Origin of the sequence: Thalassovita sp. (assembly GCF_034670005.1) — a bacterium.
Lineage (GTDB): Bacteria > Pseudomonadota > Alphaproteobacteria > Rhodobacterales > Rhodobacteraceae > Thalassobius.
Genome location: NZ_JAXMOH010000002.1, coordinates 134,746 through 160,495, shown reverse-complemented (window position 1 = coordinate 160,495; position 25,750 = coordinate 134,746). Strand labels below are relative to the sequence as shown.

At 56.4% G+C, this 25,750-nt stretch carries 17 protein-coding genes and 1 tRNA gene; 9 read left to right on the top strand and 9 right to left on the bottom strand.

The window, feature by feature from the left end; all coding sequences use genetic code 11:
* Window positions 1-177 precede the first annotated feature (177 nt).
* Window positions 178-1,131 (top strand): radical SAM protein, encoded by a 954-nt coding sequence (locus tag VOI23_RS04670; protein ID WP_323782265.1) that lies wholly within the window; start codon window positions 178-180, stop codon window positions 1,129-1,131.
* Between the two features lie 104 nt (window positions 1,132-1,235).
* Here the strand turns inward: VOI23_RS04670 and VOI23_RS04665 are convergent, their stop codons facing one another.
* The gene (locus tag VOI23_RS04665) at window positions 1,236-2,336 is read right to left on the bottom strand and encodes an anhydro-N-acetylmuramic acid kinase (RefSeq protein WP_323782263.1); all 1,101 of its coding nucleotides are present in this window, start codon (window positions 2,334-2,336) and stop codon (window positions 1,236-1,238) included.
* A 95-nt stretch (window positions 2,337-2,431) separates the two neighbouring features.
* Here VOI23_RS04665 and tyrS point away from each other — a divergent pair, with 95 nt between their 5' ends.
* Together tyrS and VOI23_RS04655 are read left to right on the top strand one after the other, a co-directional pair.
* Window positions 2,432-3,685 carry a tyrosine--tRNA ligase gene (gene tyrS, locus VOI23_RS04660; protein ID WP_323782261.1) on the top strand — a complete coding sequence of 418 codons (1,254 nt, stop codon included), beginning with the start codon at window positions 2,432-2,434 and terminating at the stop codon, window positions 3,683-3,685.
* A gap of 127 nt (window positions 3,686-3,812) precedes the next feature.
* Complete coding sequence (locus tag VOI23_RS04655) at window positions 3,813-4,070, top strand: hypothetical protein (protein WP_323782260.1); 258 nt, start codon at window positions 3,813-3,815, stop codon at window positions 4,068-4,070.
* A 111-nt stretch (window positions 4,071-4,181) separates the two neighbouring features.
* On the opposite strand, the gene VOI23_RS04650 is transcribed toward VOI23_RS04655, so the two are convergent.
* The 3 genes from VOI23_RS04650 to VOI23_RS04640 all read right to left on the bottom strand — a co-directional run bounded on the left by VOI23_RS04650 (window position 4,182) and on the right by VOI23_RS04640 (window position 7,547).
* Window positions 4,182-5,828, bottom strand: a complete 1,647-nt coding sequence (locus tag VOI23_RS04650) for a U32 family peptidase (protein WP_323782257.1) — start codon at window positions 5,826-5,828, stop codon at window positions 4,182-4,184.
* A gap of 61 nt (window positions 5,829-5,889) precedes the next feature.
* On the bottom strand, window positions 5,890-7,002 hold the full coding sequence (gene aroB, locus VOI23_RS04645; RefSeq protein WP_323782254.1) for a 3-dehydroquinate synthase: 1,113 nt from the start codon (window positions 7,000-7,002) through the stop codon (window positions 5,890-5,892).
* Window positions 7,002-7,547, bottom strand: a complete 546-nt coding sequence (locus tag VOI23_RS04640) for a shikimate kinase (protein WP_323782252.1) — start codon at window positions 7,545-7,547, stop codon at window positions 7,002-7,004. The genes aroB and VOI23_RS04640 overlap by 1 nt, the downstream gene beginning before the upstream one ends.
* A 257-nt stretch (window positions 7,548-7,804) precedes the next feature.
* On the opposite strand from VOI23_RS04640, the gene VOI23_RS04635 reads away from it, so the two are divergent.
* The 4 genes from VOI23_RS04635 (at window position 7,805) to VOI23_RS04620 (ending at window position 12,660) form a co-directional block, all read left to right on the top strand.
* Complete coding sequence (locus VOI23_RS04635; protein WP_323782249.1) at window positions 7,805-9,316, top strand: hypothetical protein; 1,512 nt, start codon at window positions 7,805-7,807, stop codon at window positions 9,314-9,316.
* Between the two features lie 3 nt (window positions 9,317-9,319).
* Window positions 9,320-10,246 (top strand): site-specific tyrosine recombinase XerD, encoded by a 927-nt coding sequence (locus tag VOI23_RS04630; protein ID WP_323782245.1) that lies wholly within the window; start codon window positions 9,320-9,322, stop codon window positions 10,244-10,246.
* Window positions 10,247-10,340: 94 nt separating this feature from the next.
* Window positions 10,341-11,648 carry an HlyC/CorC family transporter gene (locus tag VOI23_RS04625; protein ID WP_323782242.1) on the top strand — a complete coding sequence of 436 codons (1,308 nt, stop codon included), beginning with the start codon at window positions 10,341-10,343 and terminating at the stop codon, window positions 11,646-11,648.
* 418 nt (window positions 11,649-12,066) lie between these two features.
* Entirely contained in the window at window positions 12,067-12,660 is a 594-nt protein-coding gene (locus tag VOI23_RS04620) for a nucleotidyltransferase family protein (protein WP_323782240.1), read from the top strand.
* Here the strand turns inward: VOI23_RS04620 and VOI23_RS04615 are convergent.
* The 3 genes from VOI23_RS04615 to VOI23_RS04605 form a co-directional block, all read right to left on the bottom strand.
* Complete coding sequence (locus VOI23_RS04615; protein ID WP_323782237.1) at window positions 12,649-15,333, bottom strand: Hint domain-containing protein; 2,685 nt, start codon at window positions 15,331-15,333, stop codon at window positions 12,649-12,651. The two genes, VOI23_RS04620 and VOI23_RS04615, sit on opposite strands and share 12 nt — an antisense overlap.
* 468 nt (window positions 15,334-15,801) lie before the next feature.
* Window positions 15,802-18,069, bottom strand: a complete 2,268-nt coding sequence (locus tag VOI23_RS04610; protein WP_323782234.1) for a Hint domain-containing protein — start codon at window positions 18,067-18,069, stop codon at window positions 15,802-15,804.
* An 817-nt stretch (window positions 18,070-18,886) separates the two neighbouring features.
* A tRNA-Leu gene (locus VOI23_RS04605) sits at window positions 18,887-18,972 on the bottom strand.
* Between the two features lie 181 nt (window positions 18,973-19,153).
* Here VOI23_RS04605 and VOI23_RS04600 point away from each other — a divergent pair.
* On the top strand, window positions 19,154-19,732 hold the full coding sequence (locus tag VOI23_RS04600) for a YqaA family protein (RefSeq protein WP_323782231.1): 579 nt from the start codon (window positions 19,154-19,156) through the stop codon (window positions 19,730-19,732).
* Window positions 19,729-20,190 (top strand): disulfide bond formation protein B, encoded by a 462-nt coding sequence (locus VOI23_RS04595; RefSeq protein ID WP_323782228.1) that lies wholly within the window; start codon window positions 19,729-19,731, stop codon window positions 20,188-20,190. Before VOI23_RS04600 ends, VOI23_RS04595 begins: the two co-directional genes overlap by 4 nt.
* Before the next feature lie 45 nt (window positions 20,191-20,235).
* Here the strand turns inward: VOI23_RS04595 and VOI23_RS04590 are convergent, their stop codons facing one another.
* Both VOI23_RS04590 and VOI23_RS04585 read right to left on the bottom strand, forming a co-directional pair.
* Window positions 20,236-21,678 (bottom strand): methyl-accepting chemotaxis protein, encoded by a 1,443-nt coding sequence (locus VOI23_RS04590; protein ID WP_323782226.1) that lies wholly within the window; start codon window positions 21,676-21,678, stop codon window positions 20,236-20,238.
* Between the two features lie 244 nt (window positions 21,679-21,922).
* Window positions 21,923-25,597, bottom strand: a complete 3,675-nt coding sequence (locus tag VOI23_RS04585) for a vitamin B12-dependent ribonucleotide reductase (RefSeq protein WP_323782223.1) — start codon at window positions 25,595-25,597, stop codon at window positions 21,923-21,925.
* Window positions 25,598-25,750 lie beyond the last annotated feature (153 nt).

Sequence of the window (25,750 nt, the reverse complement as noted above, 5' to 3'; positions counted from 1 at the left end):
CCCGAAAATGGGGTATTTAGGCCTATGTTAGCGCCATCATGACTGTATCAGTCGAATAGTATGCTGCACTGTAGCATCCAATAAGCCATTCACAATGGTGTCACCAGTAAAACCCGAGGTTTCAACGACCGACTTGTGGCGCTAGTTTGTCCGGTAATCGAAAGACGTAGGGTTCATATGAAAGATTCCAGCAAAATAACCGCCAATATAGGTAAATTCATCGACCCTGCCGTCACGGCCGATGGACAACCGAGAGCAACCGTGGCGTTGAACCAGCCGGAAACTCTTTGGTTCAATACTGGTACGCTGTGCAATATCGCTTGTGTGAACTGTTATATCGAAAGCTCTCCCAGCAATGATGCACTTGTCTACATCAGTACGGCTGACGTGGTCGATTATCTTGATCAGCTAGAAGAGCGCGGCTGGAATGTGCGGGAAATCGGTTTCACCGGCGGCGAACCGTTCCTGAATCCGGATATGCCCGACATGTTGCGTGCGGCGCTGCAACGAGGTTATGAGGTTTTGGTTCTGACCAACGCGATGCTGCCGATGATGCGGCCAGCCATAAAGCGCGATTTGCAGCAGCTGAATATGGATTTTCCCGGGCAGATGACTTTGCGCGTATCGCTGGATCATTGGGACCGTGATCGCCACGATCAGGAACGCGGAACGGGAAGTTTCGATAAAACGCTGCAGGGTATGGATTTCCTGCGCGATGCAGGCATTCCGATGGCCGTGGCCGGACGGGCGCTTTGGCATGAAAGCGATGCTGCCGCGCGGGATGGGTATCGGCGGCTCTTCTCCGAGCGGTGTTATCCGATAGACGCCGGGAATCCGGGGCAATGCGTTTTGTTCCCGGAAATGGATATGGGCGCCGAAGTGCCGGAAATCACCACCGCCTGCTGGGGCATTTTGGACAAATCGCCCGAGGCGGTGATGTGTTCGTCTTCTCGCATGGTGGTGAAACGCAAAGGGGCTGAAAAGCCAGCAGTTCTGGCCTGTACCTTGCTGGCCTACGATCCCCAGTTCGAACTGGGAACGACTTTGGCCGAAGCCGAGCGAGACGTCGCGTTGAACCATCCTCATTGTGCGAAATTCTGCGTTTTGGGCGGGGCGAGCTGTTCGGCCTGATTTCCCCTGCGGGGAGCAGGTAAAGGGGGCGCTTCCCCCTCTCCACGAAAATCCGGTGGATTTTGAATGTATTCACCCCCGGGATATTTTCAAAAAGAAGAAGATCAGGGGCGGCTGAGCGTGCCGCCGCCGATCAGGGCGCGTACACCGGTGGTGCCGGGTCCGGAGGTGGGCAGACCACGAGCCACCCGGACGGCGAGATAGGCGAAGGCCTGAGCTTCGAGCATATCACCATCGAGACCGACGCATTCCACCGGTTCCACAACGCAGTCGAGCCCGGCGCGCAACATGCCCATCATCACCGGATTATGGCGACCACCGCCGGTAACAAGGATTTTGGCGGGCGGTTCGGGGCAATGCTCCATTGCCTGCATCACCGCCGCCGCTGCCATGCCAGTCATGGTGGCCGCCGCATCGGCGTCGCCAAGTTCCCGCACCAGCTCAAGCATGTCGGAAAACGCATCGCGATCCAGTGATTTGGGTGGAATCTTCAGGAAATAGGGATCGTCCAGGAACAGCTCCAACGCACCCGCGACTACGTCACCCGTTGCCGCCAGCGCGCCGTTCTGATCGTAGGGCAGCGCACGTCGCGCCATCATCAGATCGTTAAGCGGCGCATTGGCGGGGCCGGTATCGAAAGCCAGCAACGCCCCTTCGTCCTCTGCTCGGGTCTTGCGCGGATCAACCCAGGTCAGATTGCCAACGCCCCCCAGATTGAGAAAGCAAAGCGGGTCGGTTGCCCCGATCCATTTTGCACAGGCAAAATGAAAAAACGGTGCCAATGGTGCGCCTTCCCCGCCCAGCCGCACATCGGCACTGCGGAAATCCCACGCCACCGGCAGGTTGAGCGTTTCAGCCAGCCGTGCGCCGTTGCCGGCCTGATGGGTGCCCCTGCCCCTGGGATCATGCGCCAGGGTCTGGCCGTGAAAACCGACGATTTGCGCCCGGTTGAATTTTTGCAGCACATCAATATGCGCGTCTTCGACCAGACGTGCGACCGCTGCCACGTCGTCTTCGGGCCATTTTCCCAAGGCCTCTCGCAGCAGCGCCTGTTCGCTGTCGGAATAGGCGCGATAAGCGCTGTCGCCAAATTCCACGATCCGCTGCCCGTCGGTCAGCACCATCGCGGCATCCACCCCATCCAGCGACGTGCCCGACATCGTGCCCAGGGCCCATAGCGGTTGATCGTCTTTGATACTCGTCATCTTCGTTATCCGGCGATTTCGACCGCGAAAAGCGGTTTCCCCTTTTTGCAATGCACACTATACAGTGCCGCGCAACGCTGTAAGGGACAAAAGAGATGACCTACCATCCAAAATCGGACTTCATGCATGTCATGATGGAGCGCGGCTTTGTCGCCGATTGCACCGATTATCAGGGCCTCGACGAGGCATTGAGCGACGGGATGGTCCCTGCTTATATTGGGTTTGACGCCACGGCCAAATCGCTGCATGTCGGATCGCTGATCCAGATCATGATGCTGCGCTGGCTGCAAAAGACCGGGCACAAGCCGATCACTCTGATGGGCGGTGGCACTACCAAGGTGGGTGATCCATCCTTCCGCGCCGATGAACGGCCCTTGCTGACACCAGACCAGATTGACGACAATATTGCCGGGATCAAGCAGGTCTTTGCCAAATACCTGGATTATTCGGACGTACCGACTGGTGCGATGATGATCAATAATGCCGAGTGGCTGGACGAGCTGAATTACCTCGATTTCCTGCGCGATATCGGACGGCATTTTTCGGTGAACCGGATGCTGGCGTTTGAATCTGTGAAATCGCGGCTCGACCGGGAACAATCGCTGTCGTTCCTCGAATTCAACTACATGATCCTGCAGGCTTATGACTTTCTGGAACTGAACCGGCGGTACGGCTGCCTGCTACAGATGGGCGGGTCGGACCAGTGGGGCAATATCGTTAACGGGATCGACCTGACCCGTCGGGTTCTGGATCACGAAATTTATGGCCTGACCTCACCACTTCTGACCACGTCGGACGGCAAGAAGATGGGGAAATCGGCCGATGGCGCGGTATGGCTCAATGCCGACATGCGCAGCCCTTATGAATTCTGGCAGTTCTGGCGTAACACCACCGATGCCGATACCGGTCGTTTCCTGAAACTCTATACTGAATTGCCGGTCGAGGAATGCGACAGGCTGGGTGCATTGGAAGGGTCCGAGATCAATGCGGCCAAGATCATTCTTGCCAATGAAGTCACCACTTTGTGCCACGGTGCCGAGGCGGCACAAGCCGCCGAAGCCACCGCGCGCGAAGTGTTTGAAAAAGGTGGTGTCGGTGATGACCTTCCGACGGTGGAGCTCTCTGCTGCAGATCTGGGCGAAGGCGTGTCCATCGTGCAGCTGTTTGTCAAATCGGGCCTGTCGAAATCGGGTAAGGACGCCAAGCGGCTGATCGGTGAAAACGGCGCGCGGATCAACGACGCTCCTCTGAGCGATGCCGGGTTGATGATTGACGCGGCGGCGCTGGCCGAACCGATCAAGCTTTCGGCGGGCAAGAAGCGGCATGCGCTGGTCAAGCTGGCGGAGTGAAATGCTGCGGCGCGCTGCAATAGTCATCTTCGCCTCCGTGGTTGCCTCGGGGGCGAATGCCTGACCGCCGAAGAGTTATTTCCAAGATCCGACCAAATACGAATTAGTCTGCGCTTTGGAAAAAGACATGCCTTTTAGGGTGTACAGCCGGCGCATATGGGATGATCACATCGCTTTTTTCCCAAAACCCCATTTCACCGATAATGATCATCGCATGACAACCGGGTTGGTGTTCGACGGGCAAGGGAAACCTTGCTCCTCAAACGCGGCAGCGAAAAAGATCGCGAAGAAAATTGCGAACTTGAAAAACTGCGGAGTGGAAGTTTTCAAACTTTCCAAAGACAAGCCGATGGAGCTGACGCTGCTTTGCCGTTATGGTGAATAAGCCGCAGTGAGCTGATACCCCACGCGACGGAATTAGAAACGCCTGGTCATTTGGTCGGGCGATTTTACGTTCATCGAAAGATGTAGGGGTGGAGTTTCACCCCACCACGCCCTACTCCGCAGGCAATTTCAGCGCCTTGGCCTCTTCCCGGCTCAGCTGTTCGCCCTGCTTGCGGGTCAGTAATTCCTCGCGCGCCTTTTCATAGATCGGGTCCTGCCAGAACATCATGCAGCCGTTGCAGCCGCGCCCGCAGCAGCCTTCGGTGCCCACCCGGTTTGTCTTGTGCCGCCGCTCTTTCGCGCCCTCGCCGATGGCGTCAACCAAGGCGTCGCGCTGGCGGGCATAGGCGGCCGGGCGATCCTTGCCGCTCGTCTCGATCCCCTGCACGGTCTTGTCGAGTTTGATCCGCGCCCATTGATCCGGGGTCAGCGCCTTTTCCTTGCGCAGCACGGTAAAGACGGGGAAATGCGCCTTCAGCCATTCAGTATCTTCATGGTCGAACAGCGCGAAGGGTACCCGGATGATAGTCTTGGTCGATCCGTGAATGACGTCTTTGCGTTCGCCCGTCGCCGCCACTTCGAAATCGTACAGACGCAGCAATACGGTATCCTTCGCCACCGGCGACACGAAATCCAGAACCTCGCCCGCTTCCAGCTTGTTCTTCACCTCGACCAGGAACGCATCCTCGGTCACCTCAGCCACGACGCCCGCATATTCCCACTGGGCAATCGACGCGGTGTGCTCATAGCCATGCGCGTGATGAGTCAGGCGACCTTCATGAAAAGCCAATGTATATCCACGGTTAGAGACCGTTTCTAATTCTTCCATATAGGGGCGCGGGTCCCAGTTTTCCGGGTCCTCGTAATACGCATCAATCGCCATCCGGTAGGCCCGCGCGACGATGGCGCAGTAATATTCCGACTTGCCGCGCCCTTCGACCTTAAGACTATCGACGCCGATCTTCAGGTAATCGTCCAGCTTGGGCAGCAGGCACAGGTCGCGCGAATTCATGATATAGGACCCGCGCCCGTCCTCCTCGATCGGCATCAACTCGCCCGGACGGCAGCCTTCTTCGAGCAAAAACTCAAACATATCAGAATTTTCCGGGGTGATATTCAGGTCCTCGACCGTACCGTCCTTCAGTCGCATCCGCACGCCGTAATTCCAGCGGCAGGAATTGGCGCAATTGCCCTGGTTGGCGCCCCGTTCGGCCATGAAATTCGACAGCAGGCAGCGGCCCGAATAGGTCATGCACATGGCGCCGTGGATGAAGGCCTCAAGCTGCACATCGGGGCATTTTTGGCGGATCTCGGCCAGTTCCGGATATGACACTTCGCGCGCCAGCACCACCAGCGACGCGCCTTGATCCTGCCAAAACTTCACGCTGAGCCAGGAACAGACATTGGCCTGGGTCGAGATATGCAGCGGGATTTCCGGCGCCCGTTCGCGCACGTATTGGAACACGCCCGGATCGGCGATGATCAACCCGTCAGGGGAAACTTTCCGAATAGTTTCAATATATTCGTTGAGTTTCGGGATGTCCTTGTTGTGCGAAAACAGGTTCAGTGTCAGATAGGCGCGCTTGCCATGGTCATGGCAGAACTGCACCCCCTCGATCACTTCATCGAGCGAGAATTCCGATTTCGTCCGCAGGCTCATGTCCGGCGTGCCGAGGTAAACGGCATCGGCGCCGTAAAGCACCGCCATCTTCAGCTTGCGCAGATTGCCCGCCGGCATCAGCAATTCGGAACGTTTCATCGGACCCATCCTTTCACAGACCGGGCCTTTTGCACGATTTTCGCCTTTTTGCAAAGGGGGATCAGCGCGCCGCCAGAGCCTCTTGCAGAACCCTACGCACCAGATCGCGGTCGACCTCCGAGGTGACGAAGGCCTGTCCGATGCCGCGCGCCAGGATGAAGTTCAACTTGCCCGCGACGACCTTCTTGTCCTGCGCCATCAGCTCCAGCAGACCGTCGGCATCCGGCAGGTCGCCGGGAATGTCCGACAGGTCCACCTTGGTGCCCATCTCGCGCAGATGGGCGCGGATGCGGCTGGGGTCCTCCTGAGGGCTCAGCCCCATGCGGGCGCTCACCTCGAAGGCCAGCGCGCAACCGATGGCGACCCCTTCGCCATGCAGCAACCGGTCGGAATAGCTGGTGGCGGCCTCCAGCGCATGGCAGAAGGTGTGGCCAAGGTTCAAAAGCGCGCGGTCACCCTGTTCGGTTTCGTCCCGTTCGACAATTTCGGCCTTCATTTCGACCGATCGTTTCACCGCGTAGATACGGGCCTCCATATCGCCTGCAGCAGCGCGTGAAGCATTCTCCTCAAGCCATTGGAAGAATTTGAAATCTCCCAGCAACCCGTATTTCACAACTTCGCCGTAACCGGCCAGAAAATCACGCTCTGTCAGGGTGCCCAGAACCTCGGTATCGGCCAGCACCAACGAGGGTTGATGAAACGCGCCGATCAGGTTCTTGCCATACGGTGAATTGATCCCGGTCTTGCCACCCACCGAACTGTCCACCTGCGCCAGAAGCGAGGTCGGAACCTGCACGAAGCGTACACCCCGGCGCAGCACCGCCGCCGCAAAACCAACCAGATCGCCGATCACCCCGCCACCGAAAGCCAAAACCACATCGTTGCGTTCGACCTTCTGTTCCAGAAGCCATTCCACTGTGGTCGTGAAATGAGGCCAGCTTTTGGTTGCCTCACCGGCAGGTAAAACCATCGAAACCATTTCAATATCAGCGTTTTGCAAGCCGCTTTTCAGGGCATCCAAATGCAGCGCCGCAACGTTTTCATCGCTTACCACAGCCACCCTTTTGCGTTTCAGCAGCGGTGCAATCAGGTCACCGGATCGAGCCAGAAGCCCCGGGCCGATATGGATGTCATAGGCGCGGTCGCCTAAACCGACATGGACAGTTTCCTGCATCAAGTTTTCTCCACTACGTCGGGCCGTGTTTCGAGCGCAGCAACCACAAGGTCGCACGTTTCTTCTATGGTGTATTCCGGGCCAACCGCGACCTTCAAATCGGCCTGCGCATAAATCGGCGTGCGCTTTTCATAGAGTTCCGACAGGGTCGCAAATGGATCGGGGGTGCGCAGCAAGGGGCGCGTGTTTTTATGCCTGACCCGCTGCCATAGCAGATTCAGACCGGCATCAAGCCAGACCGCCACGCCCCGTTGGGAAATCAGATCGCGATTGTTGTCTGCCAAGAAGGCACCGCCGCCGGTCGACAGGATGCAGCACTCATTCGTCAGCAACCGTTCGATGATCTGACTTTCTTTTTTTCGAAAAAAGCGTTCGCCATCACGTTCAAAGATTTCGGCGATGGTCATATTGGCCGCCGCTTCTATTTCGGCGTCCGAATCAATGAATGGCACGCCAAGTTTGGCTGCCAAAGCTTTACCGACAGCGGTTTTTCCGGCTCCCATCATGCCCACCAGCACAACGGTTTTTTTCAATTCCCAGCCCATAGTTCTTCGATCTCGGCCATAGATTGCCAATTTTTCAATTTCACGACTGAATGACGTGATCTTGTTGAAAAGGCCAGTTATAAGTTAGGGAAAATCATTAACAAACGGGCAGCAGGACATGGGGCGCATCTTAAAATGGCTTTTAATTTTGGTGATAATCGGATTCGTTGCGCTGGCAGCCTATGCCTATATCGGGCCCTGGCTTGGCGTTGATTTTTCGGCCCCACAGCAAGAAATCCATCTAAAGGTGGTGCTGGATGCGGGCTAGGCTGGCTGTTTTTCTGCTTTGCCCTTCTATGGCGCTGGCCCAGGCGCCACTTTCTGCGATTGACTGGCTGAATGATCCGGCGCCAAAGCCGCTGATACAGCCTGACGAACCTCCCGTTACAGATACGGCTGCGACGCCGATGATCGACACGTCCCGGCTGGGCGAAGTACAGGCCGACGCGGTTGGTTTGTTGCCGCCGCAGATGACCGGGCTGCCGTCTGGCCTTTGGCGTCATAGCCATTCTGCGGATTTGGGCGATTTGATCGCGGCGCAAAACCTGACGTCGTTGCCAGCCATGCAGGCCTTGTTTTACACCTTACTTCTGGCCGAGGCCGAAGCGCCTGCGGGAACGGGACCGGAAAATCTTTTTCTGCAGGCCCGTTTGGATGCCTTGCTGCAACTGGGGGCGGTTGAACCCGTGCAGGCGCTGCTGGATCGCACTGGCACAGGCAATGCCGCGCTGTTTTCGCGCTGGTTCGATGCCACGCTGCTGACCGGAGACGAAGATCTGGCCTGCGCCAAGCTGGTTTCGCAGCCGCATTTGGCGCCGTCCTATGCCGCGCGGGTGTTCTGCACCGCGCGGAACGGCGATTGGTCCACTGCCGCTTTGACCATGGATACAGCGCGTGCGCTTGGATTCTTGAACGGTCAGGAAGAGGCATTGCTGCATCGCTTCCTTGACCCGGAGCCGTTTGAAGGCGAACCACTGCCGCATCCGCCAGTGCGACCGTCGCCATTGATTTTCCGCCTTCGAGAGGCGATCGGCGAACCGATGCCGACGACGCCTTTGCCGCGTGCTTTCTCTGTATCCGACCTGCGCGGCACGATGGGCTGGAAAGCCCAGATCGCTGCCGCCGAACGATTGGCTCAGACCGGTGCTTTGGCGGAAAACCGGCTTTTGGGGATTTATACAGAACGGCTACCGGCGGCATCTGGTGGCATCTGGGACCGTGTTGATGCCGTGCAGCGTTTCGACATCGCGCTTCATGCGCGCGACCCCGAAGCAGTGGCAAGAACCCTGCCCAAGGCTTTCATTGCGATGAAAGTGGCGCGATTGGAGGTTCCATTCGCCAAGCTGTTCGCGGCCAAGCTGCTTGAACTTCCATTACGCGGTGAAACGGCACGGGCGGCCTATCGCGTGGCGCTGTTATCACCGCAATATGAAACGGCGGCGCAAAAATTTGGTGGTGAATTCAGATCAATGACGTTCCTCACCGCTCTGGCTCAGGGGCACCCCCAGCAGGCCGTTGCGAAGACAGAACTTGAACGTGCCATTCTTCAGGGTTTCGGGGCAACAACCCTGCCCGACCTTTTCCGCATTGATATGGATGCCGGCCGTCTGGGCGAAGTGATTCTGCGCGCCATGCTGCTATATGAACGCGCCGTACGTGGAGAAGTGAACGAGCTGGCGACCGCTTTGGCAACCTTCCGCGCCGTGGGTTTGGAAGACGCCGCGCGGCAGGCCGCGCTGCAAATATTGCTGCTGGATCGCAGGTTATAGGCGATGACGGATTTACATTGGATTTCCGCCTTTCTCGATGCGCAGGCCGCCGAATTGGGTGCGGCCGACAACACCCGTCTGGCCTATGGCCGCGATCTGAAGGATTTCACCGACTGGTTAGCCACACGGCAGTCAGATTTCACTCAGGTCAGCCGCGATCAGATCGAAACTTATTTGATCGATTGCGAAGCACAAGGGCTGGCGCGATCGACCCGCGCCCGGCGGTTGTCGGCAATCAAGCAGCTATTCCGCTTTACCTTTGAAGAGGGATTGCGCCCGGATAATCCGGCAATACAAATTCGCGGGCCCGGACGCGCCAAAAAACTGCCCAAGACATTAAGCGAAGCCGAGGTTGACCGGCTTCTCACCGCGGCCCGCACGGTTGGGCGCGGATCGGACCGGCTGCGCAATACCTGCCTGATGGAGCTGCTCTATGCCACAGGCATGCGGGTCAGCGAGCTGGTCTCGCTTCCCGTGGCTGCGGCGCGGGGCGATCCAAGATTGCTACTGATATTGGGCAAGGGCGGAAAAGAACGGATGGTGCCTTTGTCGTCGCCGGCCCGCGCAGCGCTGTCGGAATGGCTGATTTCGCGCGACGCGTCCGAAGCGCAAGCACGCGAAAAAGGATCGCCAGAGTCACGGTTTCTGTTTCCCAGCCGGGGTAAATCGGGGCACTTGACCCGGCATCGCTTTTTCCAGATCATCAAGGATCTGGCCGTTGCCTCAGGTGTCAGCCCTGATACGGTTACGCCACATACGTTACGGCATGCTTTCGCGACCCATCTGCTGGCCCATGGCGCGGATCTGCGAGCGATTCAGACATTACTGGGACATTCCGATGTGGCCACGACCGAAATTTACACCCATGTTCTGGATGAACGGCTGAAAGCCTTAGTGCTGGACCATCATCCCCTGGCGCGCAAGGAATAGAGCACCTCTCTTCGGGCAACTCCAATCTACAACCATCTTGAATCGAACCGATTTGATGCCCATAACCCTTTTCATACAAGGGAATACGCTCAACATGGAAACCACCGCCATCACTCTGGACAGCGCCTTTTGGATCACGGCTCTGGCGATCCTGTTTTTGCTCGTCTTGTCGGGGTTCTTTTCTGGTTCCGAAACCGCGCTGACCGCCGCGTCGCGCGGCAAATTACGCAACAATGCTGACAAGGGATCGCGCGGCGCGGCGCAAGCGCTGAAAATCACCGAAGATAATGAGCGGCTGATTGGGTCGGTACTGCTGGGCAATAACCTTGTGAACATTCTGGCAGCTTCGCTTGCCACGTCTCTCTTCACCCGCGTCTTTGGCGATAGCGGCGTGGCTCTGGCAACTCTGGTGATGACGCTACTGGTGCTGATTTTCGCCGAGGTTCTGCCCAAGACCTATGCCATCACCAATGCCGAAACCGCCGCAGCAAAAGTGGCGTCCACCATCCAAGTGGTGATCACGGTCTTCGCGCCAGTTGTGTCTGCGGTGCGTTGGTTCGTGCGCGCCATCCTGCGCATCTTCGGGGTCCGTGCCGATCCCGACAGTCAGATTTTGGCGGTACGAGAAGAAATCGCCGGCGCGCTGCAACTGGGCCATTCCGAAGGCGTTGTGGAAAAAGAAGACCGCGACCGTATTCTCGGGGCGCTTGATCTGGGGGATCGGGCGGTCGAAGAAATTATGTTGCATCGCAGCCAAATCGAAATGATCAACGCCGACAGCGATGCCGAAACGATCCTGTCCCAATGTCTGGAAAGCAACCATACGCGGCTGCCGGTCTATCGCAATGATCCGGACAATATCGTCGGTGTGGTCCATGCCAAGGATCTGCTGCGCGGCATGCATAAATTGATGTTCGGTCCCGATGCATCGCCCAAAGGTTTGCGGGAATTCAATATTCTCGACGTTGCCATGCCGCCCTATTTCGTACCCGACACCACGACTCTGGACGACCAGATGCGGCAATTCCTGCGTCGGCGAACCCATTTCGCCTTGGTGGTGGATGAATATGGTTCGCTGGAAGGGTTGATCACGCTCGAAGATATTCTGGAAGAAATCGTTGGAGAGATCACCGACGAATTCGACCCCGATGCCGAACTTTCGATCCAGAAAACCAAGGATGGGCAATTCCTGATCGAAGGTGCGATGACGATCCGCGACCTCAACCGTGCTAAGGACTGGCATCTGCCGGATGAAGAAGCCAACACCGTCGCCGGGCTGGTGATACACGAAGCGCAAATGATCCCGACAGTTGGGCAGGTCTTTTCGTTCCACGGTTTTCGGTTCGAAGTCGTCAACCGCAAGGAAAACCGGATCACCAAACTGAAAATCAGGCCTCTTTAAAGCTGCGACTATTCCCGACCCGGCCTATCCGTCACAGGCACACCCGCCAGCTTTGCGACAGGATTTGGTTTTGGAAATGCAGCTATTGCCACAGGCTTTGCCCTTGCGGCAGGTCTTGCAGCAGCTTGCGCTATAGATCGGTGCGTGACCTTGCGCATGCTGCAACTTGTCGATCAAGTTGCCTGATGACCCTGTTGTGTCCGCCCAAGCTACCGGTGTCGCCGTGACATATATGAACAACACAAGGACGATCATTATGGACCGCATCGAAAACTCCCTTCGGTATGAAATTGGCAAATTCTATAATGGGTAGTATTTTGCCTTTTGTTAACTATTTTTGGATTGATACGATGAAAGACATCTTTGCCAGGACCGTAGCGGCGCTTGGCTCTCCTTTAGCGGCGAGACATAGTTACACATGACAATCGCAATCCTTGTTCTTGCCGCTGGCGGCTCCACCCGCATGGGGCCAGAACGCGACAAACTTTTGGAACCGGTCGCCGGTATGCCATTGCTGACGCTGGTGTTGGAACGTGCATTCGCTACCGGAGCGGTGGTCTATGTCTGCCTGCCCTCTCGCGCTCATCCCCGGGCCCGGTTGTTTGATCGCATTGCGGAACCGATCTGGGTCGCCGATGCGGCAGAAGGTATGGGCGCCTCGATCCGGACCGGAATAAGCGCCCTGCCCGACGGGATCGACGCGGCGATGATCCTGCCTGCCGATATGCCCGAACTGACGACAGAGGATTTGCGCAAGATGTTGAGCGCCCATACCCCCGGTGCAATCACAAGGGGGTGCAGTGCTGATGGCCAACCGGGGCACCCGGTAATTTTTCCGCGTGAGTGTTTTGAGGAACTACAAAACCTGCGCGGAGATCAGGGCGCGCGTGCTGTTCTGACCGGTCATAGCGACCGGATAACACTGGTTCCGCTGCCCGATTGCCACGCGCTTGTCGATCTCGATACGCCTGAAGCCTGGGCTAGCTGGCGCTCGGGACATTTAGCCGAATAGAACGGTGACTTCCTTTGCCGATAAGGTCGGGCGCGCCGCAGGGTAGATCTTGTCTGCGCTGAATGCGTTCAGTTCGGGGAACAACGCAACGATTTCATTCCGCTGCGCGTGGTCCATGCTCAAAAGGCTCAGATCGCCAGGTTGGAAACTTTCGCTCCAGGCACCGTCGCCCTGCACGACCTGATGATGTTCGAACATGAAATGCACGTAGGTCACTGCCTCCGCCCCCAATTGTTCGACACCGTCAAGGCAGGTCAGGTGAATTGCCGGAACAAAAACCTCTTCGTTTCCAAACCAAAGTTCGGTCTTGGCATCGGAAATCAGCATACGGTGTTGCGGCGATACGATCAGATCGCGATCAGGAACATTATCCCCGAGAGCGCCTTTACGGATTAACACCGGCCGCAGGGACGGATTAGAACCCAGTTCGGCCGGGCCCATTTTACGTGACCCTGCCCATTTGACGGGCTGGAACCCATCATCGCGGGTCAGGACCAAATCGCCCTCGCGTATCTCACTAGCCGGTTTTTCCCCGCGCAATGTTTTGATTGAACTATGTTCTGTAAAACACGGAACATGAATGACATTTTCTATTTCAGCGAAATGCAGGACGCTGCCGTCCATCCATTCCACCGTACCGGTTTCATGATTGGTTGGGTCATAGTTGATCGTCGCCGGGCCATTCACATACAGCGTATCGCCATCTGTTTCATATTCGGACCCACCATCAATATTGAAATGATCCCCGTCGCGCAGGCTGTCATCAACGGTAAAGGAATCGTCACCCTTGCCGCCCATCGCGGAATCACCGCTGGAAATGTTAAAGACATCGTTGCCAATGCCGCCCAGCATGGTATCGGCCCCCAACCCGCCGGTCAGCGTGTCATTGCCGCTGCCGCCATCTAGGCTGTCATCGCCAAACTCACCGTCGATATTGTCATCGCCAAGTCCGGCGCGCACGGTGTCGTTGCCAAACCCCGCGCGGATGCTGTCATCATTTGACCCGGCCAAAGGATCGATGGCGTCGTCCCCATCGACTCTGTCCCCGTCGGGATCACCGACATAAGCATCGTCGATCAATTCGCTGCTGGAATCGCCTTCTACGATCCCGTTCAGCGAAACGGTCGGAATGCCCAGGGCCGCGAGTTGCTCTACAGTTGCGACATCCGATGGGGATACTCCGACAAGGGTCAGAGCTTCGCCTTTTGGGAAGCTCAGCATCGCATTGCCGGAGCCATCATCGGAGACCGTCACATCGGCTGTCGTGATCGGGTTCGATTCGTAATTAGTCAGGCCGGAAACATCCAGATGATCCTGTCCGGTAAAGCTGCCGTCACCGTTATTCGTCGGTGCGTCAAACCCTTCGACCCGATCAGAGCCGGACAGGTCCGCCAAGACCAGCGTATTGGTGCCGCTGCCCAGGATCAGATGTTCGACCGAAGAAAACGTAGCGGTCGAGGTACCGTCGGATATCGTGCCTGCGCCCTCGTTGGTGTCTCGCAGGTCGATTGTCAGATCGTCGGTAACGGCGCTCATGTCCAAGATGTCGCCATAGACCTCGTCCTGACCTTCCATCAGAATGGTGTCATTGCCGAAATCATTTTCCAGCGTGATGGTGTCGTCACCATAGCCAGACCAGATATAATCGTCGCCAGTACCGCCAGCCAGGGAATCGTTGCCGTAACTGGAACGCATCCAATCATTGCCAGCGCCACCAAGAAGGGTGTCGTCACCCTTGTCGCCGTTCATCCAGTCGTCGCCATCACCACCGTCGAAATAGTCGTCACCGTCATAGGCTTCGAAACTGTCTGCACCGCTGCCGCCGATTGCGCTGTCATTGCCGACGCCGCCATACAACATGTCGCTGCCTGAACCGCCAACCAATGTGTCGTTGCCGTCGCCGCCTTCCAGAGTATCGTCCCCGGCACCGCCATCGACGTAATCGTTTCCGGCATCGGCGAGAACAGTGTCGTTCCCATCCCCGGCCGCGATGACATCATCGTTAGATCCATCTGCAGCATCATTGGTATCGACGCGGTCGCCCTCAGGGTCGCCGAGATACATGGAATCGATATAGTTATCGCCACCGTCACCTTCGACGACATAGTTACCGCTGAGGTCCGGGGCGTATGCGCTTCTGGCTGCTGCAATATTGAACAGGCCATTGCCGGTCTCGGGCGCCCCAGCAGAAACAGACCCGTCTACGTCAAGATCAACGTTAGCGTGGTTATCTATGCTGAGCGAACCGTAGCTATCATTTGCGTCCGTTCCTGGCGCAAGGAAAAGTGTCGTCAGCGCCGGCGCACCGGCATCAAGCGACACCAACATGCTCGCATCGAATAGCAGGTAGGTGTCGCCCTGCCCGTTCAGAGTATCGGCAGCTTGGGCGTAATCGCCAGCTATCCCCGGCTCGTAAGAGTAGAGAACCGTGCCAGCGTCATAATCGGTCTGAGTATCATAGACGTTGACGCCGACAATCCGGGACGCGCCGGTCAGTTCACCGTTGCTTTCGATCTCTTCGACGAGAACTTCGATGATCTGTGTATCGCCGAAAATCTGGGTACCGCTTTGTAGGGAGACTTGCCCCGCGCCATCCTGACCGATGCCGGATTGCGACGTGACACTGGCATCGGAAACAAGGTCGATCCCGTAGATAATGAATGAGCTGTTCAACTCTCTTCCCCCAGGTTGAGGTTGGTCTGAGGGACCAAACGTTCGTGACCGCAGAGCGACGCGGACGAGGCAGACGATACACCTGCCGAAACGAATGCTTGATCTACGATGGTCATTTTTACCTCAGACTCAATAACGACCGAAACTCCCTGTGTTAAAGCGTCGATCGCAAGGAAATTCGATAACGCTAATTCACCGAAAGTTTTCGGCAAAATTGCGGCTGAACTTAGGTCGTTCTGTTTCGATGTGAAAAACAGGTGTCACTGTTTCTACCCGCTTGAAGAATTTCAACCATACCCGCGCATTACGCAAAAACCCCCACTGGAACTTAAACGTTAGTCAGGTGAAAAATGGCTAAAACTGGGTGACTAAATCAACACGACGGCTGAAAAGGTGGAAAAGGGACAGCCCCCGGCCCCTTTTCCATCTGATCCCCGCGATGCGGGGATCAGTGCTGCAACTTGCAGATTACTTAAGGGTCAGAAGCGTGGCTTCGTGCTTCTTCAGCGACCGGCGTGCGGCGTGGTAGTTACCAACGCCTTCTTGTTCGCGCAGTTCGGGGAACAGGGCGAAGATTTCTTCCCGCTGCTCTTTGCCGATGCCGTTCAGAGACATATCGCCGGGCTGGAAGCTTTCGGTCCAGGCCCCGTCCGACAGCACCACTTCGTGCTGGTCGAACATGAAGTGAATATAGGTGGTGCCCACCACGTTCACCTTATGGATGCCCTCCAGCCCGACCAAGTGCTTGGCGGATGCCAGAACTTCGGTTTCGTTGAAGTACAGGTTGACCTTCTCGTTGGTCACCAGCATCCGGTGGTTCGGGCTGACCATCATATCGCGTTCCGGCAGACCGTTGCCAAGCGCCCCTTTGCGGACCAGGATCGGTTGCAGTTTCGGTTCGCGCGCCAGTTCGATTCCGTTCATACGGCGGGCACCGACCCAGCGGATTTCCTGAATGCCGTTGTCACGGGTGATGACCTTGTCGCCTTCCCGCAGCGTTTCGACCATCCGAGCCCCCTGAGGCGTCGCGATCAGCGTGCCCGGAGTGAAGCAGGGAACGATATTCTCGATGTTGGTGAAGGTTGCAGTGCCGGTGACAGCGCCAGTGCCATCAAGGAATTCGACCGTTCCGTCAAACCCGTTGCCGTCACTGTCCGTGACCAGATCGGTGATGTTGTAATCACCAATGCCATAAATCATCAGAGTATCGTCATCGTCACCACCGGACCCGCCATGGACAGCTTCACCCATTGTGATGCCCATGATGGTATCGGCATCGTCGCCGCCGTCGATTTCATCGACACCGCCGCCGCCTTGCAGCAGGTCGCCACCAGCACCACCGATGAGGGTGTCATCACCCGACCCGCCATAGATCTCGTCTTCGTCGATCTGACCATCGAGGTAATCGTTCCCGGCGCTGCCATACAGGGTGTCATCGTCGTCAGCACCGTAAACGGTGTCGTCACCGGCACCGGCATGGATATAGTCCTGACCATTGTCGGGACGCAGATCGGTATCGTCAGGGATGTTGACCGCATCGGGATAGATCGGATCGAGACCGCCATAAACAAGGTCATCGCCCGAGCTGGCCATGATGGTGTCGGACCCTTCGCCGCCGATAATGGTGTCGCCGCCGCTGCCGCCGTCGATTTCGTCAGCGTCAAGGCCGCCATCGATGCTGTCAGCGCCGCGACCACCCATGATCGTATCGGCGTCGTCACCGGTCGAAATGGTGTCTGCACCATCACCGCCATCGACATAATCGCGGTCATTTTCGGTGTCGCCATCTGCTGGATAGAGGCCGGGATAGCCCATATCAGGCAAAGCACCATCCAACGCGCCGGGGCCGGACGTGATCACGTCGGACCCGTCGCCGCCTTCGATCGAGTCGCTGCCATCGCCGCCATCGATCGTGTCATCGCTGGCGCCGCCCAGAACGGTGTCGTCGCCATCATAAGCTTCAATGATATCGTCATTTTCCGACTGGTCGGGCCAGATGTTGTCTTCGTTGTCGACCATGTCACCTTCGGGATCGCCAGTGTAGGCGATGTCGATCAGGTCGTCGCCATCGGTCCCTTCGACAATGCCATCCAAGCCATCTTCGGGATGTTCTTCACAGCCTTCGAGGGTCGAAAAATGCACATCGCTGACATAGACGCGCTGTGCATCTTCACCGCCGTTGGTATAGGAAATTTCGATCCGGATAACCGGACCTTCGATTTCGACCAGGGCGCTGGATTCTTCGTCGGTCGCCTCATAGGTGGATGCCATACCGCTGAGGGTGTTGCCGCTCAGGCCGACATCCGAACCGGGCGTGATCGTCACCGGAACGAGATTGCCTTCGGCGTCGTAACCGTTGATCGTGACCCCATCGAGATGCACACCGCCTTCGTTATTCGGGTCGGCGCCAAAATCAACATCGTTCAGCCGAAAGCTGACATTTTGAACGTTGCTGTCAAAAGCATCGTCGGTGGACGTAAACGACAGCGCCACGGTCGATGTTGCGTCAGTGCCGCCTTCGCCGCCCAGACCCAGCAGTTTCAGTGCCGAGTTAGGATCGAAATCTTCACCCGACGCAACATAGTTATCCGTGTTGACGGTCAGCGCCTCGGCACCTTCGTCCTCTGCAGTAAAGTCTACGTTTACAGCCACACCGCCAGTATCCACGGTGGTCGAGGCACCCAAGTTGGTGCCGTATGTGCCGAACAGAGACCAGTCCAGAACCAAATCAGCCATTTGAACCCTCTTTCACCTTAATTGCGATGGGGCGTTCCCCATACTGCGAGTGCAGTGGCCAAACCTTCACGGTCCGGCCCGAAGCCAAATCCAACAGGTCGCGCGATATTCAGGATGAGAAAGGCAACACTTCTCCGTCCGGCCGCCAAATAGGCGTACCGGCCGGGCCGCAGATCAGAGGATGCAATCCCTCTTTCGCGCGGTACCTCGCATCCATCCGAATGCTTGACCTATACTTAGTTGGCCGCCCCCGCAGCCAGCAGACGTTGCCCCCCCAGTAGGGCTACACCCTATACATACTTAAGAGTTCACTTCAGACAAAGGGATGATTTTCATTGAATTGCCGACATTCCGTCTAACGTCGTCAAAAAATCAGACAGACAGGTGTTTGATTGGTTCCAAATCGGCCTCTATTAACCAGAGTTTTCTCACAAAACGGTAGAAATAAATTCCGCTTTGCGAACTAATGGCGGATAAAATGCGCTATTTCTATTTTAAGTTGAAATACTGTTTCCAAAGCTATGACAGCTCACTGGACTTTGGTCCCGTCAAATTTCTGCCGCAAAACTGGTTCAAATGTTATCGAATTGGCGACAATCTCTCGAAAACAGTATCCATTTTCCCGCGCACAACAAATTCAGGACGAATCAATTTCAAGTTTTCGTCGAATCAATCAAGCCAAAACAAGGCTTCGGCTACCCTCTGACGCCCGTATTCCGTAGCATTCAACAAATTCGGGCCACTTTTCCCGATGTCACGCAAGCACTACCAGAAAAAAGGGAGATTCAAACAGAGTAGGACTATCTGGAATGGAAATTGGTACCCAAGGCCGGATTCGAACCGGCACGGCCGTTAAGCCGGCGGATTTTGAATCCGCTGCGTCTACCATTCCGCCACTTGGGCACGCGGCGATAGGATTACCCTTCTCTTTTGGCGCCGTCCAGAGGCAAAGCGCCCAGAGTTTATACAAATATTGCACCCGACAGCCGCAACAGGAATTTCGTTGATCCATCACTTAACCGCGATTGCTGTTGACGCTTTGGCCGCAACATGGCGTAACAGGCTCAAAAGGGCAGTCGCAGGCATGATCAGCAGACTTTATCAATGGACCATGGGGTTGGCCGATCATCCAAGGGCGCTTTGGGTCCTTGCTCTGATCTCTTTTGTCGAATCGTCGATCTTTCCAATCCCGCCGGATGTCTTGATGATCCCTATGATTCTGGCCAGACCGTCACGTGCCTGGATCATAGCCAGCGTAGCTTTGATAGCGTCGGTTATTGGCGGTCTGCTGGGCTATATGATCGGTGCGTTGTTTTACGAAGAAATTGGGCGGCCCATTCTGGAAACCATGGGAAAGGCCGACGCAATGGCGGCCTTCAACGTCAAATTCAACTCGTTTGGGTTCTGGTCGGTACTGATCGCCGGGCTGACCCCCTTCCCGTTCAAGGTCATCACCATTATGTCCGGATGGACAGGTCTTCCGCTGGCGACCTTCGTCGTTACTGCTATCATCGCCCGAGGTATCCGTTTCTTTGCTGTCGCGGTATTGTTATGGAAATATGGTGAACCCATTCGCGATTTCATCGAACGCCGTCTGGGCTTGATGTCGATCCTCTTTGTCCTCGTCCTTCTGGGGGGCTTCTATATGGTGAAATATCTATGATTACTCAGCTTGACCGAAAAACACTGATTTCTCTTGCCACGGCCGGATCCTGCGCCCTGTTGGGTGGGGCTTTCCTGTTTCAGTTTTTTGGATTTGCCCCGTGCGAACTATGCCTGTGGCAACGATGGCCGCACGGTGCTGCGATTGTGATCGGTGCGGTCGCGCTGTCATTGGGATATGGCGGCCTGGCCTGGTTCGGCGCATTGGCTGCGACCATCACCGGCGGTCTTGGGATTTATCACACCGGGGTTGAACGCCAATGGTGGCAGGGTCCAAGCAGCTGCACCGGATCGGGCGGTCTGGATGTGAACAGCCTGCTGTCCACAGATGGTACGAATGTTGTGCTCTGCGATCAGGTCAGTTGGGAAATGCTGGGCTTGTCGATGGCCAGCTGGAATGCGCTGGCGTCTTTTGGTCTGGCTGTTGTGTGGCTGCTGACTGCGCTGCGCCGCGATTGAAATCCGACCGGGCTCGGCCTTCTGCCTGCCCGGTTCAGGATCGATTCAGACTTTGTAGGCGAAGCGCACACCGCCCCAATGGACCCCGTCGACAAAGATCGGTGCTGAAAGGTCCTTCATCATCACGAATTCCCCATTTCCCATGTCGCGGCGATAGGCCTGAAGCAGGAACGGACGGGTGCTTTGTCCAGCGGCCAGGCCGACCCGGTCATTAAAGATCCGGCGATTGCGGCAATAGGCAGTGTTCCAGTCCAGCTGGTCCTTCATCTGCGGCATCGAGAATTTCTTGTTATGGGTCGGCAGATAGCCGTCCTTGTTCACTGCCGCGCAGAACACGACATTTTCGGAAAATTCCAGCATCGGTTCCTGAAAGGCTGGCAATACCGAGTCGGTGAAATTGGTGAACCGCGCCATAACCTGTTCCGGGTTGGTGCCCGGGATCGGCGTATAGCTGCGGTCCATCAGGTCCGACATCTGGATACGACCCGACTTTACCGCCTGTCCAAAACAATCGGAAATCTGTTTTGCCAGACCCTTAATCGCGTTGATATAGGGCGTATCGATGGTATCGACGCCCAGCCGTGAGGCCATACCGGTCAGTGCTTCGGAATTCTCGGTGATATGGGCCATCGTCGAAATGGCAGTTTTCAGGCTTTCCGAAGAGTCCGTCACTTCACCCGACAACTCCGTTACTGCATTGCGTACATCGCCGACGGCCTGGCTGATGTCGCCGGTCGCGGCCAGAATATCCCGTTGGGCACTGCTGACTTCGCTCAACGTCGCTGGCAGGGCATCGATTTCACCACCGATGCCGTCGGTTTGCTGGCGGATATCGCCGGCCGATTTGACTGCGCCATCCGCGATCTTCATCACTTCACGCAATTCGCTCGACAGAGTGGAAATCGTTTCCTGGATTTCGCCGGTGGCTTCTCCGGTCAGGGTCGAGAGGTCCTTGACCTCTTGCGCCACCACCATGAAGCCACGACCGTGCCGACCGGCGCGGGCCGCTTCAATTGATGCGTTGAGCGACAAAAGATTGGTTTTGCGCGAAATATTATCGACCTCTCCCGAAACCTGCGCAACCCGTTGCAGCGCGGTTTCCAGCGACGAGAGTTGAGCGAAGATGCGCGACACATTATCGATCAGTCCGGTGACTTCGGTCACCATTGCGCTAAGCTTGTCGCTGGTGGCAATAACGCGTTCTTCGGCATTGCCTGAAATCTCTACTGCGGTATTGGCCGAGGCCAGAACTGCCCGGCTTTGCGATGACATCTGTTCGGTTTGCGCCGCGATTTCCTGAAATACTTCGGCCTGCCGGTCAACGCGGTTCGACGTATCTGTGATCTCGCCCGAGACTTCGGCAATCGAAATACTAAGGCTGCCGATCCGGGTGGCAATTTCGGTGATGGCCTTAAACCGGTCATCGACGTCATTCCCGTCCATTGCAACCGGAGTTGCGCCTTGGGCGTTGATCTGGCTCGCGTCCATTTAGGAACCTCACTAAGTCACTGAGCAATCTTGTACCAACAGCAACGGTTCCCGATGCGAGAATTTTAGAAGTTTCGCCTTGAATGCTTTGGGTATGGTGGGGGTAAAAGGTCGTAGACAGAAAAGAAAAAGGCCCCCTTGCGGGGGCCCAGTTTCATGGATCAGGTTGTATTGAGTACCGCCCGTTTTTTTGCCTGTGTCCCAATCCATGTTCAGGGGCGAGCGCACCCGCCCCGAAACTTGTTCAACTACACCCCGAGGTCGCGCCGCAGGTGTTACATTTCATGCAGGTGCCGTTGCGCACCAATGTGTAATTGCCGCAATCGCCGCAGGGATCGCCTTCGTAGCCCTGCATCTTGGCCTTGGTGCGGGCGGTCATGCTGACCGACCCCGATGCCATGGCGGTGGTCGTCGTCAAGGTATCGGCCCCGCCCACCGTTTCCGGCACCAGCGTCTGCAAGGCCATCTCCGGATCCGATCCCGCCAGCGCGGTCGCCCCGGCGGTCTGACCGCCCTGCAAAACAATCAGCTCTTGTGGCAAACGTTTACGCAGATAGCCGGTCGAGCTGATTTGCTTCAGAACTTCCAGACTGCGCGAGGCTGCCGTTTCGGACAGTTCCTCGAGATTGGATACGCCCTCTTCGACTCCGCGGCCGACGTCGTCAAAGCTGGCCCCTTGCGGTTTGACATGGGCCAGATCGGTCCGGTCCAGATAGCTGACCGCCAGTTCGCGGAAGATATAGTCGAGGATAGAAGTCGCGTTCTTGATCGAATCGTTGCCCTGCACCATCCCGGCCGGTTCGAATTTGGTAAAGGTGAAGGCATCGACGAATTCTTCCAGCGGCACACCATATTGCAGACCAACCGACACGGCGATGGCGAAATTGTTCATCATCGCCCGGAAACCAGCGCCTTCCTTATGCATGTCGATGAAGATTTCACCAAGCTGACCATCTTCATATTCGCCGGTCCGCAGATACACCTTGTGGCCGCCGACAACCGCTTTCTGGGTATAACCCTTGCGCCGTTCCGGCATCTTTTCACGGTGGCTGCGAACGATTTCCTTGATCACGACCTTTTCGACGATCTTTTCGGCAAGAACCTTTGCTTTTTCTTGCGGAGTACCGGTTTCGAGAACTTCTGCGGCCTCTTCATCGTCTTCGATCAGCGCCGAAGCCAATGGCTGGCTCAGCTTCGATCCGTCGCGGTACAGTGCGTTGGCCTTGATCCCCAGCGACCAGCTCAGCTCATAGGCCGCCTTGCAGTCTTCGATGGTGGCGTCATTGGGCATGTTGATTGTTTTGGAAATCGCGCCCGAGATGAAGCTTTGCGCCGCTGCCATCATGGTGATGTGGCTGTTGACCGACAGATAGCGCTTGCCCTTTTTGCCACAGGCATTGGCACAGTCGAAGATGTGATAGTGCTCTTCTTTCAGATGCGGCGCCCCTTCGAGGGTCATGGTGCCGCAGACATGGTCGTTGGCCTGCTCGATGTCTTTCTTGCTGAATCCCAGATGGGTCAAAATGTCAAAACCGGGATCGTTCAGTTTTTCCGCCGGGATGCCCAAGGCATTGCGGCAGAATTCTTCGCCCAGCGTCCACTGGTTAAACACAAAGCGGATATCAAAAGCTGATCCCAGCGCCGCCTCGATCTTTTCGATTTCGTTACTGGTGAACCCGTGACCAATCAAAGAGGTGTGGTTGATACCAGGGGCGTTGCCCATGGTGCCATGACCGACCGCATAGCCGATGATTTCTTCGATCTGTGCGCTGGAATAGCCCAGCTTTTCCAATGCCGCAGGAACCGAGCGGTTGATGATCTTGAAATATCCGCCGCCTGCCAGTTTCTTGAATTTCACCAATGCGAAATCCGGTTCAATCCCGGTGGTGTCACAATCCATCACCAGACCGATCGTGCCGGTTGGCGCAATCACAGACACCTGCGCATTGCGATAGCCATGCTTTTCACCCAGCTCCAATGCTTCGTCCCAGGACCTCATCGCCATTTGCGCCAATCGCTGATCGGGCACATTCGACAGGTCAAGCGGTACCGGTTTCACTTCCAGCGAATGATAGCCTTCGGATGCGCCATAGGCAGCCGTACGGTGATTACGGATCACCCGCAGCATATGCTGTTCATTCCGCTTATAGCCCGCAAAAGTGCCAAGCTCGGATGCCATTTCTGCGCTGGTCGCATATGCGACACCGGTCATGATCGCAGTCAGCGCGGCCCCCATGGCTCGGCCTTCGTCGCTGTCATATCCCAGCCCCATATTCATCAGCAGACCCCCGATATTGGCATAGCCCAAACCCAGGGTGCGAAAATCATAGGAAAGCTGCGCGATTTCCCTGGATGGGAACTGGGCCATCATCACACTGATTTCCAGCGTAATGGTCCACAAACGGGTGGCGTGGACATAGTCCTCGGCTTGGAATTCGCCATCCTTGAAGAAGGTCAGCAGGTTCATCGAAGCCAGGTTACAGGCCGTATCGTCCAGAAACATATATTCAGAGCACGGATTGGAACCGCGGATCGCGCCGTCTTCGGGACAGGTATGCCAGGCGTTCACGGTGTCGTGGAACTGAATTCCCGGATCGGCGCAGGCCCAGGCCGCATGACCGATATCTTCCCACAAATCACGTGCCTTGATGGTTTTGGCGACTTTGCCATCGGTCCGGCGCAGCAATTCCCAATCGGCGTCGTTTTCGACCGCCTTCAGGAAGGCATCGGTAACGCGTACCGAATTGTTCGAATTCTGCCCGGAAACAGACGCATAAGCTTCGCTGTCCCAATCGGTGTCATAGGTGGGGAATTCGATGCTGTCATACCCCTGACGCGCGTAATCCAGCACCCGTTTTACATAGGTTTCCGGGATCGAAACCTTCTTTGCGCCGCGAATGGCATCTTTCAGCGCAGGGTTCTTTTTCGGATCGACCGCATCTTCGCCGCTGCCATCCCATGCGCGTATCGCCCCGAAGATCGCGTTCAGCTTTTCCTCGTGCATCTTCGACCCGGCGACGATGCTGGCGACTTTTTGTTCTTCTTTGACCTTCCAGTTGATGAATTCTTCGATATCGGGATGGTCGACATCACAGATCACCATTTTTGCGGCCCGACGGGTTGTCCCACCCGATTTGATCGCACCGGCGGCGCGGTCGCCGATTTTAAGGAACCCCATCAGGCCCGACGACTTGCCGCCACCGGAAAGCGGTTCGTCTGCCGCGCGCAGCGAGGAAAAGTTGGTGCCGGTGCCCGAACCATATTTGAACAGTCGCGCTTCGCGGACCCACAGATCCATGATGCCGCCTTCGTTTACCAGATCATCAGAAACAGACTGGATGAAACAGGCATGCGGTTGCGGATGTTCGTAGGCGGATTTCGATTTGACCAGCTTGCCGGATTTGTAATCGACATAATGGTGCCCCTGCCCCGGCCCGTCGATACCGTAAGCCCAATGCAAACCGGTGTTGAACCATTGCGGGCTGTTTGGGGCCGCCCGCTGGGTCGCCAGCATGAAGCGCATTTCATCGTAATAGGCGCGCGCATCTTCTTCGGAGGAAAAATAGCCCCCCTTCCAACCCCAATAGGCCCAGGCCCCGGCAAGACGGTCAAACACCTGCTTGGAACTGGTTTCACCGTTGAATTCGACATCCTTGGAGGCCGGAACAGAACGCCAAAGAAATTCCGGAACGCCTGTTTCCTTGACCTTTTTCAGTTGCGATGGAACACCAGCCTTGCGGAAATATTTCTGTGCAATGACGTCGGACGCCACCTGACTCCAGCTGGATGGGATTTCGACATTGTCCAACTTGAATACGATCGTCCCGTTGGGATTACGAATCTCCGATGATGTCGTGACGAAGTCGAGATCGTCATAGGCATCCTGCCCGGCCTTGGTGAATTTTCTTTCGATTTTCATTTCGCTGCCCCGTATTCAGCTTCCCGCATTGGGATGTCATTGCACCCTTTGCCGCCTGTATCGGACCGGAAAAGAACATCTTCAACAGCCGCGAAAACGCACTGTTTCACGCCGAATTCAGAGCTATAGCTCACTGATAAGATATTGTCCCCA

Bases quoted from the DNA above. Each gene is read 5' to 3' on its own strand.
- VOI23_RS04590 (WP_323782226.1), bottom strand. From the start codon at position 21,678: ATGGACGCGAGCCAGATCAACGCCCAAGGCGCAACTCCGGTTGCAATG.
- VOI23_RS04585 (WP_323782223.1), bottom strand. From the start codon at position 25,597: ATGAAAATCGAAAGAAAATTCACCAAGGCCGGGCAGGATGCCTATGAC.
- VOI23_RS04610 (WP_323782234.1), bottom strand. From the start codon at position 18,069: ATGGCTGATTTGGTTCTGGACTGGTCTCTGTTCGGCACATACGGCACC.
- VOI23_RS04650 (WP_323782257.1), bottom strand. From the start codon at position 5,828: ATGAAACGTTCCGAATTGCTGATGCCGGCGGGCAATCTGCGCAAGCTG.
- VOI23_RS04595 (WP_323782228.1), top strand. From the start codon at position 19,729: ATGATTACTCAGCTTGACCGAAAAACACTGATTTCTCTTGCCACGGCC.
- VOI23_RS04625 (WP_323782242.1), top strand. From the start codon at position 10,341: ATGGAAACCACCGCCATCACTCTGGACAGCGCCTTTTGGATCACGGCT.
- VOI23_RS04640 (WP_323782252.1), bottom strand. From the start codon at position 7,547: ATGGGCTGGGAATTGAAAAAAACCGTTGTGCTGGTGGGCATGATGGGA.
- VOI23_RS04630 (WP_323782245.1), top strand. From the start codon at position 9,320: ATGACGGATTTACATTGGATTTCCGCCTTTCTCGATGCGCAGGCCGCC.
- VOI23_RS04670 (WP_323782265.1), top strand. From the start codon at position 178: ATGAAAGATTCCAGCAAAATAACCGCCAATATAGGTAAATTCATCGAC.
- VOI23_RS04635 (WP_323782249.1), top strand. From the start codon at position 7,805: ATGCGGGCTAGGCTGGCTGTTTTTCTGCTTTGCCCTTCTATGGCGCTG.
- aroB (WP_323782254.1), bottom strand. From the start codon at position 7,002: ATGCAGGAAACTGTCCATGTCGGTTTAGGCGACCGCGCCTATGACATC.
- VOI23_RS04665 (WP_323782263.1), bottom strand. From the start codon at position 2,336: ATGACGAGTATCAAAGACGATCAACCGCTATGGGCCCTGGGCACGATG.
- tyrS (WP_323782261.1), top strand. From the start codon at position 2,432: ATGACCTACCATCCAAAATCGGACTTCATGCATGTCATGATGGAGCGC.
- VOI23_RS04600 (WP_323782231.1), top strand. From the start codon at position 19,154: ATGATCAGCAGACTTTATCAATGGACCATGGGGTTGGCCGATCATCCA.
- VOI23_RS04620 (WP_323782240.1), top strand. From the start codon at position 12,067: ATGACAATCGCAATCCTTGTTCTTGCCGCTGGCGGCTCCACCCGCATG.
- VOI23_RS04655 (WP_323782260.1), top strand. From the start codon at position 3,813: ATGCCTTTTAGGGTGTACAGCCGGCGCATATGGGATGATCACATCGCT.